The organism is Luteimonas cucumeris, from assembly GCF_007830035.1.
GTDB classification, from domain to species: domain Bacteria; phylum Pseudomonadota; class Gammaproteobacteria; order Xanthomonadales; family Xanthomonadaceae; genus Luteimonas_C; species Luteimonas_C cucumeris.
The window spans coordinates 206078-219685 of record NZ_VLKN01000003.1 but is presented as its reverse complement, the minus strand read 5'-3'; the positions used below and the strand labels follow the sequence as shown (position 1 = coordinate 219685).

General features: G+C 66.0%; 11 protein-coding genes and 1 tRNA gene. 5 read left to right on the top strand and 7 right to left on the bottom strand.

All coding sequences use genetic code 11. The annotated features are described in order from the left end of the window. Nucleotides 1-13: 13 nt before the first annotated feature. Genes hisD through IP90_RS07095 form a run of 3 tightly spaced genes read right to left on the bottom strand, consistent with a single transcriptional unit; the run spans nucleotide 14 to nucleotide 2566 of the window. On the bottom strand, nucleotides 14-1318 hold the full coding sequence (hisD, locus tag IP90_RS07105; RefSeq protein ID WP_144898922.1) for a histidinol dehydrogenase: 1305 nt from the start codon (nucleotides 1316-1318) through the stop codon (nucleotides 14-16). Further along, nucleotides 1315-2229 carry an ATP phosphoribosyltransferase gene (gene hisG / locus IP90_RS07100; RefSeq protein WP_144898921.1) on the bottom strand — a complete coding sequence of 305 codons (915 nt, stop codon included), beginning with the start codon at nucleotides 2227-2229 and terminating at the stop codon, nucleotides 1315-1317. The genes hisD and hisG overlap by 4 nt, the downstream gene beginning before the upstream one ends. A 10-nt stretch (nucleotides 2230-2239) precedes the next feature. Further along, nucleotides 2240-2566, bottom strand: a complete 327-nt coding sequence (locus tag IP90_RS07095) for a YerC/YecD family TrpR-related protein (protein ID WP_144898920.1) — start codon at nucleotides 2564-2566, stop codon at nucleotides 2240-2242. A gap of 154 nt (nucleotides 2567-2720) precedes the next feature. Between IP90_RS07095 and IP90_RS07090 the strand changes: the two genes are divergently transcribed. Beyond that, the gene (locus IP90_RS07090) at nucleotides 2721-3965 is read left to right on the top strand and encodes a hypothetical protein (protein ID WP_144898919.1); all 1245 of its coding nucleotides are present in this window, start codon (nucleotides 2721-2723) and stop codon (nucleotides 3963-3965) included. 32 nt (nucleotides 3966-3997) lie between these two features. Here the strand turns inward: IP90_RS07090 and IP90_RS07085 are convergent, their stop codons facing one another. Together IP90_RS07085 and hisS are read right to left on the bottom strand one after the other, a co-directional pair. Next, nucleotides 3998-5890, bottom strand: a complete 1893-nt coding sequence (locus tag IP90_RS07085; protein ID WP_144898918.1) for an HAL/PAL/TAL family ammonia-lyase — start codon at nucleotides 5888-5890, stop codon at nucleotides 3998-4000. Beyond that, the gene (gene hisS / locus IP90_RS07080) at nucleotides 5887-7275 is read right to left on the bottom strand and encodes a histidine--tRNA ligase (protein ID WP_144898917.1); all 1389 of its coding nucleotides are present in this window, start codon (nucleotides 7273-7275) and stop codon (nucleotides 5887-5889) included. Before hisS ends, IP90_RS07085 begins: the two co-directional genes overlap by 4 nt. A 145-nt stretch (nucleotides 7276-7420) precedes the next feature. Here hisS and IP90_RS07075 point away from each other — a divergent pair. Then, nucleotides 7421-7497: transfer RNA gene (locus IP90_RS07075), tRNA-Pro, on the top strand. A gap of 196 nt (nucleotides 7498-7693) precedes the next feature. Here IP90_RS07075 and IP90_RS07070 read toward each other — a convergent pair. Both IP90_RS07070 and IP90_RS07065 read right to left on the bottom strand, forming a co-directional pair. Further along, nucleotides 7694-8296 carry an NADPH-dependent F420 reductase gene (locus IP90_RS07070; protein WP_144898916.1) on the bottom strand — a complete coding sequence of 201 codons (603 nt, stop codon included), beginning with the start codon at nucleotides 8294-8296 and terminating at the stop codon, nucleotides 7694-7696. A gap of 22 nt (nucleotides 8297-8318) precedes the next feature. Then, nucleotides 8319-9053 (bottom strand): SDR family NAD(P)-dependent oxidoreductase, encoded by a 735-nt coding sequence (locus IP90_RS07065; protein WP_144898915.1) that lies wholly within the window; start codon nucleotides 9051-9053, stop codon nucleotides 8319-8321. 80 nt (nucleotides 9054-9133) lie between these two features. Here IP90_RS07065 and IP90_RS07060 point away from each other — a divergent pair, with 80 nt between their 5' ends. From IP90_RS07060 to pgaB, 3 genes are all read left to right on the top strand, one after another. After that, nucleotides 9134-9502 carry a winged helix-turn-helix transcriptional regulator gene (locus IP90_RS07060; protein WP_144898914.1) on the top strand — a complete coding sequence of 123 codons (369 nt, stop codon included), beginning with the start codon at nucleotides 9134-9136 and terminating at the stop codon, nucleotides 9500-9502. 181 nt (nucleotides 9503-9683) lie between these two features. Continuing rightward, on the top strand, nucleotides 9684-11738 hold the full coding sequence (locus IP90_RS07055) for a PgaA family protein (protein ID WP_144898913.1): 2055 nt from the start codon (nucleotides 9684-9686) through the stop codon (nucleotides 11736-11738). 1 nt (nucleotide 11739) lies between these two features. Further along, nucleotides 11740-13608: a poly-beta-1,6-N-acetyl-D-glucosamine N-deacetylase PgaB gene (gene pgaB, locus IP90_RS07050; protein WP_144898912.1), complete on the top strand. Its 1869-nt coding sequence runs from the start codon at nucleotides 11740-11742 to the stop codon at nucleotides 13606-13608.

Genomic DNA, 13608 nt, shown 5'->3' with positions numbered 1-13608 from the left:
GACAAGGTGGTGCTCACGCCGCAGCCTCCGCCAGCCTCAGCGCCACTGCATTGCGATGCCCGTCCAGCCCTTCGGCCTCGGCCAGCACCATTGCGCAAGGGCCGATCGCGCTGATGCCGGCGCGCTGCGCGGCCTGCACGCTGATCGTGGTCTGGAAACTCGATACATTCAGGCCGCTGACCGCACGCGCCGCGCCGCCGGTCGGCAATACGTGGTTGGTACCGCTGCAGTAGTCGCCGAGCGCCTCCGGTGTCCAGTCGCCCAGGAAGACCGAGCCGGCGGCGCGTACGCAGTCGAGCCATTCGCGCGGTTCGCGCAGTGCCAGGATCAGGTGCTCGGGCGCGTAGCGATTGCTGATATCGAACGCCGTCTCCAGCGTATCGACCCGGATCAGCCGCGACGCGGCCAGCGCCTGCCGGGCGATGTCCTTGCGCGACAGCTTCGGCAACTGCAGTTGCAGCTGTTGTTCGACCGCAGCGAGCAGCGCGGCATCGTCGGACAACAGGATGACCTGGGAATCCGGCCCGTGCTCGGCCTGCGACAGCAGGTCGGCGGCGATGAAAGCCGGGTTGGCGCCGGCATCGGCGATCACCAGCACTTCCGAGGGACCGGCCGGCATGTCGATCGCGGCACCGTCGCCGCGCATCGATACCTGCCGCTTGGCCTCCGTGACGAAGGCATTGCCCGGACCGAACAGCTTGTCGCAACGTGGGACGCTGTCGGTACCGAACGCCATCGCAGCGATCGCCTGTGCGCCGCCGAGCTTGAACACACGTTCGATGCCGCACAACCGCGCGGCCACCAGCACCGCCGGATCGGCGCTGCCATCGCGTCGCGCCGGCGTGCACAGCGTCACTTCGCTGCATCCGGCCAATCGCGCCGGCACGCCCAGCATCAGTGCGGTCGACGGTAACGGCGCGCTGCCGGCCGGCACATACAGGCCGACGCGCTCGATTGCGCGCACGATGCGCTCGCAGGTCACGCCGGGGGCGGTCTTCACCGCATAAGGCTGCAGCATGCCATCGTGGTGGAAGTCCTCGATGCGCTGCGCGGCGGCGATCATCGCCACGCGCAGGTCCAGTGGCACGAACGCTTCCGCTGCGCGGAATTCTTCCTCGCCGACCGCGAACCGATCCGCCGCGACGCCATCGAACCGCAACGTGAGTTCGCGCAGCGCGACATCGCCGCCGCTGCGCACCTGCTCGAGGATGGCCACCACTGCACTTTGGACATCGGCGGACACCACCTGCGCCGGACGCTGCAGCAGCATGGCGCGCTGCGCTTCGTCGATGACGCTCCATTCGATGATGCCGCTCATGCCAGCATCCTCTCGACCGGCAGCACCATCAGGCCGCGCGCGCCCGCAAGTTTCAGGTCTTCCAGGCGTTGCCAGGTCATCGCGCCGTGACACAGGGCCTGCAGCGCCAGCGTGTCGGCGCCGTCCACCTGCAGCATCGTCGGCGGTTCGGCATCGGGCAGCAGCTTGAGCAGGGCGGGCAATGTCTGCCGCTGCGCCTGGAACAGCAGCAGCTTGCTGTCCTTCAGGCGAAGCACGCCGTCGAGTCGGCGCAGAAGCAACGCAGCCAGTTCCTCACGCGCATCGACGAAAGGCACGGCCGGCCCGGCCAGTACCGCCTCGCTCTGCAACAAGGTGAGTACCGGCTTGAGCTGGTTGGCGGCAAGCGTGGCGCCGCTGGACACCAGGTCGCAGATCGCGTCCGCCTGGCCGAGCCGCGGCGCGATCTCGACCGAACCGGACAACGGCACCACGTCGGCCACGACATCCTGTTCGCGCAGCCATGCACCCAGCAATGCCGGATAGCTGGTGGCGATGCGCTTGCCGCGCAGTTGCGCGGATCCACTCCATTCCCAGCTGTCCGGCACGGCGATATCCAACCGGCAGGCACCGAAGCCGAGCGCGCGCCATTCGCGGTACTTCACCGACCCGGCGTCATCGATGCGCTGGCTGCCCTGCTCGGCCAGCACATTGCGACCGACGATGCCCAGGTCGCAGACGCCATCGGCGATCAATCCGGGAATATCGTCGTCGCGTACCAGCAGCAGGTCGACCGGCAGCGATTCGCCATAGCAGAACAGGCGATCGCGGCTCTCGCGCCAGCTCAGGCCACAGGAGGCCAGCAAGGCGCGCGCCGGCTCGCTCAGGCGTCCGGACTTCTGGATGGCGATGCGCAGACGGTCGCGCGCCGCCGGGAGGGCGGATGGGCTCATGCGGGCAGGTTCAATGGGAAGGAATCAGGCGCGGATGCTGGCGCTTCGCGGCCGCGGCATAGCCACCGGCGCCACGTTCCAGGGTGCGCGCAACGCGGCCGATCGTGGTCACGCTGACCAGGGTGCGATCGTGGATTTCCCGGTACGGCACGCCCTGCAGCAGCAACGGCACCACCCGCCAGCGGTCGGACATGGCTTCCAGTTCGGCTGGCGTGCACAGGTCCTCGAGGAAGGCACGCACGTCGTCGGGCCGGTCCAGCGCGGCAAGCGCCTTGGCCAACGCCTTCAGGGAGGCGTCGGCGTCGCGTTCCGGCAGGGGTTCGGGGCGTTGCTTCATTTGGCTAATGTAATAGTGCGTTAATACATTAGTCAAGCGCCTTGAGCCATGGATTCCCGCCTTGCGGGATGACGACCAAGCAATGACGGACCCGGGCCTTGGTGCGATCGGGCCGGATCGCTGCTAGTGTCCTGCCACGGACACCACGACGGGCATGCCTATGCACCCGAAAGCCTTAGCCGCCGTACTGGTTTCGATAGCCGCCATCTGTTCCCCCAGCGCCGGGTCGCAGGAGGCTTCGCCCGCCAGGAACGAATCGAAAACCGCCCCCGTCCATTCCACCGCGGACCTGGACCGATACCTGAAGGCGACGGCAAACGCCCCCTCACCGCTCGACCGGCTGTCGCCTCTGGCCCGCAAGCGCTTCCTCGACAGCCTGGAATTCAGGGATGGCGCCCTGGTCAGCCATGGCCGCTCCGACCTGATCGCGGAGCTGACCTCCGACGAAATCAGGCAGGTATTGGGAATCTTCGGGGAGGAACCGGACGAATACCTGCTGACGCTCGCGCGCCCTGCGCCGCGCACGGCACCACTACCTGCCGAACCGAGTGACGTCGAGCGCAGCTTCGATACCTTCAGTCAGATCGCGGATTCGCGTACCCGACACTCGGAAGAGGAACGCAGCCTGTCCATCGCCCACGCCTACGAGGAACAGCTCGCGAAATATGCCGGCAATCCGCAGGAACTGGACGACTACGACCTCGAGTTCGTGTTCCGTGCGGCGCAGACCAATGTGTTTTACAACCCGACGCCGAAGTATGCACGCAGTGCCCAGACGTTGCTTGCGGAAGCACAGTCGAGGGGTCTGTCCCGCCCGACCGATTTCGGCTATGTGTACAAGGCACTGGTGAGTGCCCGCCTGTTCGACGAGGCGCGCGAATTCGCCGACCAGCATCCGTCATCCGATCGCAAGCCGCTGCCGCAGCTGCACGATGCCCCCGGCTTGACTGGCGCCACCGCATGGGCGCTGGCCAGGGACAAGCGCGAACTGACGCGAAAGCCAATCGACCTGCGCCAGCCCGCGCAGGTCATCGTCGTTTCCAGCCCCAGCTGTCATTTTTCGCAGGATGCCGCACGCGATATCCGCAACGATCCGATGCTGGCGAAACTGTTCCGGCAACACGCCACCTGGCTCAACCCGCCCCTGGGCACGAGCGATTTCGACGACGTCCAGGCATGGAACCGCGAACACCCCGACCAGCCGATGGTGATCGCCTATGCCAAGGACGAGTGGCCCATGTTCGAGGACTGGGGCACGCCCATCTTCTACATCTTCAAGGATGGAGAACTCGCAGAAACAGTCCGTGGTTGGGGAGCGGGCAAGCCCCACGACGAGCTGTCGAAGGCGCTGGGGAGGGTCGGCCTGTTGCCGGCAGACGAAGCCACCGCTTCCAGGTAGGTCAGCCCTCGCGTGACGGAGCACGCCCCCACTCAGGCGCGCCTGCTCGCGGCCAGCAGACTGCCTTCCGCAACCAGGCGCACCGCAGTGGCAACTTCGTCATCGAGCGCGCGGTCGCGTTCCAGAAACGGAATCGCCTCGCGTAGCGCTGCGTGCGCACGCGCGACGGCAGCGCCTGGATGGAACGGTTCGGCCGCGGACAACTCTGCACGCATCGCGTCCACTTCGGCGATGAATCCGGCGCGATCGTCCGCCGACGGCAGAGGCCCGCCCTGCACTTTCGCGGCGAAACCTTCGGCATCGACCCGATCGGCCAGTCCACGCGCCGCGTTGATCATGTCGCGGCGCAGGTCCAGCGCCTGCGCGGCGGTGTACAGCTCCAGCGCCAGCACCTTGCCGAGGTCGTCGGCCATCGCCAGCACATGGCGCGCCTCGTTGGCGCCCATCGAGACGTGGTCCTCGGCATTGGCCGAAGTCGGGATCGAATACACCGAGGCGGGCATCGCGCGGCTGGTCAGGTCGTTGACGATCGCCGCCGCCGTGTACTGCACGATCATGAAGCCGGATTCGGTGCCATCCTCGTTGCCGATCAGGAACGCCGGCAGGCCGTCGTTGGTGGCCGGGTCGACCAGCTTGTTGAGGCGGCGTTCGGAAATCGATGCCAGCACTGGGATCGCGGCCTTGACGTAGCTCATCGCCAGCGCCAGCGGCATGCCGTGGAAGTGGCCTGCGGAAATCACCTGTTGTTCGACGTGTTCGGCCTGCGCATCCGGGAACACCAGCGGATTGTCGGTGACGGCGTTGAGTTCGATGTCCAGCACGCGCTTGGCCTGCTCCACCGCATCGCGCACCGCGCCATGCACCTGCGGAATGCAGCGCAGCGAATAGCTGTCCTGCGGCTGGTGCTTCTTGCCGCCGCGGAATGGCTTGAAACGCCGATAGAACTTCTCGCGGCCATGGCGTTGCGACAACGGCACCCAATCCCAGCCGATATCGAAGCCGAGCGACTGCGACTCAGCCGTATCCCAACTCGACGGCAGCCACTGCCGGAACTTCGGTACCAGGTGATAGGGAATGTCAGCCAGCGTCGAACCTTGGAGCAATGCGCGCAGGTTGGCTGCAGTCTGCAACTGTCCTGGATGCGGGCGCAACGCATGGACTTCTTCCGCGAACGCACCGAGACGGCCGGCGAAGGCATCGATGGTCATCGCGGCGGCCAGGTCGGCGGTGTCGAGCAGGTCGTCGAGCTTCTGCAGCGCCAGCACGCCGGTGGCGAGCATCTGCGCGGTGCCGTTGTTCAGCGCCAAGCCTTCCTTGTACGACAGCGACACCGGTTGCAGGCCGGCACGCTGCAATGCTTGCGCACCTGGCATGCGTTCGCCCTCGAGGAACGCTTCGCCGCCACCCAGCAACACGATCGCCAGGTGCGACAGCGGCGCAAGATCGCCGCTCGCGCCGACCGAACCGAGCTGTGGCACCACCGGTACGACGCCGGCGTTGAGCATCGCCGCCAATGCCTGCAGGGTCTCGACGCGGATGCCCGAATGACCGCGCAGCAGCGTATTGATGCGGATGCACAGCATAGCCCGCACCACGTCGGCAGCAAACGGCTCACCCACGCAGACGGCATGTGTGACGATGAGGTTGCGCTGCAGCTCCTCGTGCAGCGAACGACCGGAAGGCGTCGCGCCCTGCAATTCGTCGCGCAGCGGATGCGCGCCCAGCAGCTTGTCGGCGTTGCTGCCGAAACCGGTTGACACGCCGTAGATCGGTTCCTCGCGACGGACCTGTTCGGCGAGGAAATCGGCGGCGCGTGCGACCGCGCGCAAGGCGCCGCCGTCGAGCTGCACTGAGGCACCCTTGGCGACAGCAACAAGTTGCTCGCGGGTCAGCGAGCAGCCGTCGAGCAGGATGGCGGCACTCATCGCACCGACTCCTGGGCCGCCAGTGCCCGCCACTGTTCACGTTCGACGCGAAGCGTACGCGCCAGATCGCTTTCGGCCACTTCGAACTGCTCGCCGCGGCGCAGGTCCTTGACCGCGACCACACCCTTCGCGGCCTCATCGCCACCGCGGATCACCACGAAACGGATGCCGGCGCGATCCGCATACTGCATCTGCTTGGCGAGCTTGCGCGGCTCCAGTTGGGTCTCGACATTGAGGCCCGCGGCACGCAACTGTTGCGACAGGAACAGGGCATGGTCGAGGCCTTCGTCGTCGAGCAGGGTGACCAGCGCATCGACCGAGCTTTCCGCCGTCGCGACCAGCCCTGCTTCGCGCAGCTGCCAGAACAGGCGCGTCAGCCCGATCGAAATTCCGACACCGGGCAGCTTCGACTTCGTGTAATGGCTGGCAAGATTGTCGTAGCGCCCGCCCGAACAGATCGAACCGATCTGCGGATGCGCATCGAGCGTCGTCTCGTAGATCATGCCCGTGTAGTAGTCGAGGCCGCGCGCGATCGACAGGTTGATCGCATAGCGCGACGCGTCCACGCCCATCACCTTGAGCCGCTCCAGTACCTCGCGCAGCTCGTTGCGCCCTTCTTCGAACAGGTCCGTGCCGATGCCCAGCGCATCGAGCTTCGCCAGCGCATCGTCGTGGTCCAGCGAACGCACCTGCGAAAATGCCATCAGCTTGCCGACGACATCGTCGGCCAGGCCGAAGCCCTCGCCCGCCAGCGTCGCACGCACGGCTTCATCGCCACGCTTGTCGAGCTTGTCGATCTCGCGCAGCACCGCAAGCTGGCGCTCGCCTTCGATGCCGAGCCCCTCGAAATACCCGCGCAAGAGCTTGCGGTGATTGAGCTGGATGGTGAAATCGCCGATCGCCAGCGCCTCGAACACTGCGCTGATCACCGCCGGGATCTCGGCGTCGTGGCGGATCGACAACGCATCCTTGCCGATCACGTCGATGTCGCATTGGTAGAACTCGCGGAAGCGGCCGCGCTGCGCGCGCTCGCCGCGGTACACGCGCTGCATTTGGTAGCGACGGAAGGGAAAGGCGAGGTCGTGCTCGTGCTCGGCGACGTAACGCGCCAGCGGCACGGTCAGGTCGAAGCGCAGCGCCAGCTCCGGCATGCCATCGGCAGACTTCTCGAGCGCGCCGGTGGACTGCACGAAATACACCTGGCGCTCGGTCTCGCCCCCGGACTTGGTCAGCAGCACCTCCGACAGCTCCATCACCGGCGTTTCCACCGGCAGGAAGCCGAAGCGCTCGAAGGTCAGGCGAATCGTGTCCAGCATGCGCTGGAACGCGATCTGGTCACGGGGCAACAGCTCCATGACGCCGGGCGGTGTACGGGGCTTGATCAAGGTGAAACACTCCGACGGATGCGCAATCCGCACAGTTTAACGGCTGCCCGCACCGCGGCCCCGCCGCAACCCCGCCCAGGCGTGATCGACGCGCCGGCTATTGCCGCGACCCTTGCGTCATCATTACAATGCGCGGCTACACCGTCGGGGTGTAGCTCAGTCTGGTAGAGCGCTACGTTCGGGACGTAGAGGTCGCAGGTTCGAATCCTGTCTCCCCGACCAATCGGTTACAAGCAGAAAGCCCCTGAACTCAACAGTTTAGGGGCTTTTTTCGTCCGGGGCTGGTCAGTTTTACCAAAGTCGGGCCCTACCCTGCCTCCTCAAATCGCGCGCGGCAGGATCCAGCAGAACCGCCTTGCCGGGTCACGTCTTTTCGGACACGCGAATCAAGTACTGCGTTGAGATTTGTGGGCATTCCTCAGGCGAACCTGACCAGGTCCTTGAAGATCAGTTGACCCCAGGTTTTTCCGCGCGTCTGCACGAGCAGTCCACCTTCGGAAAGTCCGCCAAGCTGGATTGGCGCGAAACCGAGATTTTCCGCGAGCGCACCAATCTCCGCAGCGGCGCCCTCATCGTCGCTCGCCAGGAATACGACCCGCCTGCCGCCACCCTGTACCGCCGGATCCTGTTCAAGGACGGCAGCGACCAGATGGTTGAAGCCCCTGACCAGTCTTGCACCGGTGAAGGCCTGCGCGACGACCCTGGAGGAAGACGATCCTCCCATCTCTTCGGGGGACACGCCGTAGGTATTGGTCACGTCGACGATGGTCTTTCCCTCCCAGGTGGGCAGCGCCTTCGCGACCTCCGGGTGCGATTCGAAACGCGTGGCCAGAAAGATGACGTCCGCCTTGACCGCTTCGGCGAGCGTGGTGGGAATGATCCCGGGTCCGATCGCGGCCGCATCGGCTGCAAAGCTTTCCGGGGCGCGCGTGGTGGCAACGGAGACGTCGATGCCCTTGCGGGCGAACGTCTTGGCCAGGGCCTGGCCGATCTGGCCGAAGCCGATGATTGCGTAGTTCATGGGTTTCTCCTTAGGTGGTGCGTCAGATCTGCGCCAGGCCGCCGTCGACGGCGACCTCGCTGGCGGTCATGAAGCTGCTGTCCTGCGACGCGAGGAAGGCAGCCACGGCCCCGATCTCCGCCGGGTCGGCCATGCGCTGGAGCGGATTCATCGAGGCAAAGACCTTCATGCCTTCCTCGCCCAGCGCCTCCTTGGCCAGTTCGGTCGCGGTCGGCCCGGGCGACAGCACGTTGACCCGGATGCCGGTGCCTTTCAGGTCTTCCGCCCAGGTCTTGGCGAGGTTACGCACGGCGGCCTTGCTTGCGCTGTAGACGCCGAATGCCGGGGCGCCGGTGGTGCCGGCGCTCGATCCGGTCAGGATGATCGAACCGCCCGTACCCATCAGCGGCAGCGCCTTCTGCACCGTGAAGATCGTGCCCTTCACGTTGGTGTCGAACGTTTCGTCGATGTGCCCGGCCGTGATCTCGCCGAGCGGAAGCTGGCTCCCCGCCCCGGCATTGGCGAAGACAATGTCGAGGGTCCCGCGCTCGGCCTTCACCGCCGCATAGAGCCGGTCGAGGTCGGCCTCATCCGAAACCGAGCCGTTCACAGCGCGCGCATTGGGCCCGAGGTCGGCCACGGCGGCGTCGAGCGCTTCCTGCCGGCGGCCGAAGATGAAGACGAAGGCGCCTTCCTCGATGAAGCGCTTTGCCGCCGCCCGGCCGATGCCGGTAGCGCCGCCGGTGATCACGGCGGTCTTTCCATCCAGTCTGTTCACGTCATGCATCCTTGGTGGGGTTGCATGACTATCTGCTCGCGATTACCTTATAACAAGTATGCACCTTTTGGTAAGTATAGATGGCGACGCATCCCCAGATCTGCGGTGACGGCTTCTCCTGCGGGCTCGATGCCGCGCTCCACCTCATCTCCGGCAAGTGGAAACCGCTGATCCTGTTCTTCCTGCGCGACGGCACAAAGCGCTACGGCGAGCTGAAGCGATCGATCGGAGGCGTCAGCGACAAGGTGCTGATCCAGCAACTGAAGGACCTGGAGGCCCATCGCGTGCTGGCGCGGACCGATTACCAGGAAGTGCCGCCGCGCGTGGACTACGCGCTGACCCCGCTCGGGCGCAGCCTGGCCGACGCGCTCGTGCCGCTGTGCAGCTGGGGAGCCGAGAACATGTCCGAAGTGGCCAGCATCGTCGCCGAGCGCGACACATTGCCGTAGCGGGAACCCCTTTTTCGACATCCGCCGCTTCTGCACCAACCGGCTGCAGCGGCTTCGTCATGCCCAGCCCTTTTGATTCATCCGGATGATATCTGGCACGCATTGTGCTTAAAATACCAATCGATATGTGACGCAAATCACAAATTGCGTCGCCTGTCTTACGGAATCAGGGGGATACACCATGTCATTCATTCGCCGTGCGCCTTTGGCGCTGGCGCTGTTCATTGCGTGCGCGCCATTTGCATGCAACGCGGCGGCAACAACTGACGCGTCCCGGCACTCCGCGCCCACGGCGTCTCTCGACAGCATCCGCGCACTGCGCGACCAGCGCCAATGGCTGCCGGCGCTGGCGCTGATCGAGCAGACCGCCGCGGCCTATCCCGATGACGACACCTTGTACGTGCTGCGCGTGCATACGCTCACGGAAATCGGCGCGCGCCATCGCGCATGGGTGCTGTATCGCGCACGCGCGGACCTGTTCGGTGCGGAGGAAGCGCAGCGGATCGAAGCCGACCGCCTCGCGCGGATGACTTCCTGGAGCCGGCTCTACGTCGCCGACGAGAAGCACCTGCTCGATGAAGCCCGCGCGACCGACCAGGCCACGACCGACTACCTGAGCCGTGCCGGGATCGATCCCGGCGCCCTGCCGCTGCGGCTGCGACTGGACCGTCTCGATCTGCTCAACCGGCTCGCCCGGCACCAGGAGGTGGTCGACGAATACACCCGCCTGCAGCAAGAGGCACAGCCGGTTCCGGGACGCACGATGGCCATCGTTGGCGACTCGCTGATGGCCCTGCAGCAGCCGGAACAGGCGGCGATCGCGTTCGCCGCGGCGCTGCAGGCCGACCCCGGCAACAACGACCTGCAGGTGCAGCACGCCTACGCATTGATGGAAAGCGAGCGCTTCGACCTCGCGCTGCCCGGACTGAAGGCCGTGGTCGATGCGAATCCGGCGTGGCCGAATGCCGACGGAGCGCCGCGTCCTTATGCCAACTGGAAACGCTACGAGGCCGAAACCAATTACGCCATGATGCGTTCCTACGGCGAGGACCTCGCCGGCGCACAGGCGATGCTGGAACCGCTGCTGGCGATCGCACCGGACAATGCCGGCCTGCATTCCTCGCTGGGCACGATCTACGAGCGGCGCGGCTGGAACGAGCGCGCGCTCGAGCGTCATCGCATGGCGGCCACGATCGATCCGCTCAGCGTACAGGCCCGCGTCGGGCAGTCCGAAACCCTGACCCAGCTGCAGCGCAGCGACCTGGCGCGGCCGATTCACCACAACCTGCTGTCCACTCATGGCGATGCATTGCCGGTGAAACTGGCCGACAAGGCGTGGAAGCAACACCAGGGCTGGCAATGGCGCGCCTTTGCCGGAGGTGGGCGCAGCCGCGGCGACGCCAGCAGCGTGTCCCCGCTCGGCAGCCGCGACGCGACGTACGGCTTCGAGGTCGAAAGCCCGTTGCACGACGATCGCTGGCGCCTGACTGCCGGCAGCGTCGACCGTTCCGCGGAGTTCGACGACGAAGTGGTACACGACCGCCGCATCGGTGTCGGCGTGCGTTACGGTTTCGATCGCCTCGGCTGGCATCTGCAGGCCAACCGTGCATTCGACGCGGTCGACGATACCGGCATCGCGCTGGACGTGGACTGGCGCTTCAGCGACCTGCTCGACGGCAATGTCGCGCTTCGCAAGTCCGATCCGGAGGCCTCGCTGCAGGCGCGCGAAAGCGGCATCACCGCCGACTCGGCTGCGATCGGCCTCGACTTCCATCCGAGCGAACTGACCCGGTTGAGCGGCACGCTGCAGACGTTCCGCTTCGACGACGACAACCGCCGCGATGCGCTGGCCGTCGACCTGGACCAGCGCCTGCTGACGCGTCCGCATTTCCTCCTCCATGGCCTGGCCGGCGCGTACGCCAGCCGCGGCTCGCGCGACGACGCGCCCTATTTCAATCCATCGCGCGACAGCTCATGGGAAATCGGCCTGCGCGCCGACCACCTGGCCTGGCGACGCTACGACCGCCACTTCCGGCATCGCTTCACCGCCAGTACCGGTCAGTACCGGCAACGCGGTTTCGACAGCGCCTGGGTGCCGTCGCTGCGCTACGAACACGAATGGCGCTTCGGCCTGGGCAAGGTGCTGGCCTACGGCCTGAACTGGTCGCGCCCTGTCTACGACGGCCAACGCGAACGCCACGTTGGCTTCGACGCCGAATTCCGCTGGGGAGAATGAGATGCGTATCCATGGATTGAAGCATTGGTTTCGCGCCTTCGCCTTGCTGTGCCTGATCCAGGCTGGCGGTGCCTTCGCCGCCGAGCCCGAACAGTTGCTGGTGATCAGCTACCACGACGTTCGCGACGACGTCGCCACCAAGGGCGATGTCGACAGCTATGCGATCAGCACCCAGAACTTCGCCGCGCATCTCGACTGGCTGTCGGCGCAGGGCTACCAGCCGATCAGCCTGACGCAGCTGATCGACGCGTCCGAAGGCCGCGCCGCTTTACCTGACAAGCCGGTACTGCTGACGTTCGACGACGGACTGCGCAGCCTGTATACGCACGTGTTCCCGCTGCTGCGCGCCTACAATTTTCCGGCGCTGGCAGCAGTGATCACCGGCTGGGTCGACCTGCCGCAGGGACAGACCGTCGATTTCGGTCCCCGCCCGTATACCCATGAGGACTTCGTCACCTGGGCGCAGCTGCGCGAGATGCAGGATTCCGGGCTGATCGAAATCGCCTCGCACACCGACAACCTGCATCACGGCGTGCTGTCCAACCCGCAGGGCAACCAGACGCCGGCGGCGATCACCCGCATCTACGATCCCGCCAGCGCGCGCTACGAGGACGAAGCCGCCTACCGCGCGCGCGTCCGCGCCGACATCGCGCGCAGCAGTGCGCTGATCGGGAAAAACCTGGGGCGTGCGCCGCGTTCGATCGTGTGGCCATATGCCGCCTACAGCAGCGTCGCCAACGACATCGCCGACAGCGAAGGCATGCGCATCACCTTCGACCTGGAAGGCCGCAACGCGCGGCTCGGCGGCGATCTGCACGGACTCGCGCGACTGTTGATGATGGACAACCCGACCGTCGCCGACCTGGCCTACGACCTGCGCCACGACCTCGAACTCGATGGCATGCGCGCCATGCAGGTCGACCTGGACGACGTCTACGACGCCGACCCGGCGCAGCAGCTGCGCAACCTCGACGCGCTGGTCGAACGCGTCAAGCAGATCGGCCCCAGCCATGTGTTCCTGCAGGCGTTCGCCGATCCCGACGGCAATGGTTCCGCCGATGCGCTGTATTTCCCCAATCGCCACCTGCCGATGCGCGCGGACCTGTTCAACCGCGTCGCCTGGCAGCTGTATACCCGCGCCGATGTCCTCGTCTACGCGTGGCTGCCGGTGTTGGGCTATGAGCCGCCGGATCCCGGTTTGCGCCGCCGCATCGCCATCCCCGACGCACAGGACCACGAAATCTTCCGTCTCGACTTCACCCGACCGGAAGCACGCCAGCTGATCGCCGACGTCTACGAGGATCTGGCGATCGCCAGCTATTTCGAAGGCCTGCTGTTCCATGACGACGCCTTCCTGCGCGAGGGCGAGCTGCCCGCCCTCGCCGCCGGTGCGCGCACGCAGGCGCTCATCGACTTCACGCTGGAACTGAAGCGCGCCGCCGAGAAGTGGCGACCCAAGCTCAAGACCGTACGCAACCTCTATGCGAACACGGTGCTCGATCCGGCCAGCGAAGCCTGGTTCGCGCAGCGCCTGGACAGCTTCAACCGGGCCTACGACCACACCGCGCTGATGGCCATGCCGTGGATGGAGAACAGCGACGAACCGCGGCAATGGATGCGCGACCTCGTACATGCCGTGCGCGGCCACGATCCGTCGTTCGCGAAGACGATATTCCAGCTGCAGACCGTCGACTGGCGCAGCGGCAAGCCGATCCCTGGCGCGACGCTGAAGCAACAGGTGCGCGAACTTCAGGCCAGCGGCGTGCGCCATCTGGCGTGGTACCCGGACGACTTCATCGCCGATTCGCCGCCGATGGAAGTCGCGCGCGAGGCGTTCTCGGCACGCAACTTCCCCTACATCGCGAAATGA

Bases quoted from the DNA above. Each gene is read 5' to 3' on its own strand.
- hisD (WP_144898922.1), bottom strand. From the start codon at position 1,318: ATGAGCGGCATCATCGAATGGAGCGTCATCGACGAAGCGCAGCGCGCC.
- IP90_RS07090 (WP_144898919.1), top strand. From the start codon at position 2,721: ATGCCTATGCACCCGAAAGCCTTAGCCGCCGTACTGGTTTCGATAGCC.
- hisG (WP_144898921.1), bottom strand. From the start codon at position 2,229: ATGAGCCCATCCGCCCTCCCGGCGGCGCGCGACCGTCTGCGCATCGCC.
- IP90_RS07070 (WP_144898916.1), bottom strand. From the start codon at position 8,296: ATGAACTACGCAATCATCGGCTTCGGCCAGATCGGCCAGGCCCTGGCC.
- IP90_RS07055 (WP_144898913.1), top strand. From the start codon at position 9,684: ATGTCATTCATTCGCCGTGCGCCTTTGGCGCTGGCGCTGTTCATTGCG.
- IP90_RS07085 (WP_144898918.1), bottom strand. From the start codon at position 5,890: ATGAGTGCCGCCATCCTGCTCGACGGCTGCTCGCTGACCCGCGAGCAA.
- IP90_RS07095 (WP_144898920.1), bottom strand. From the start codon at position 2,566: ATGAAGCAACGCCCCGAACCCCTGCCGGAACGCGACGCCGACGCCTCC.
- IP90_RS07060 (WP_144898914.1), top strand. From the start codon at position 9,134: ATGGCGACGCATCCCCAGATCTGCGGTGACGGCTTCTCCTGCGGGCTC.
- pgaB (WP_144898912.1), top strand. From the start codon at position 11,740: ATGCGTATCCATGGATTGAAGCATTGGTTTCGCGCCTTCGCCTTGCTG.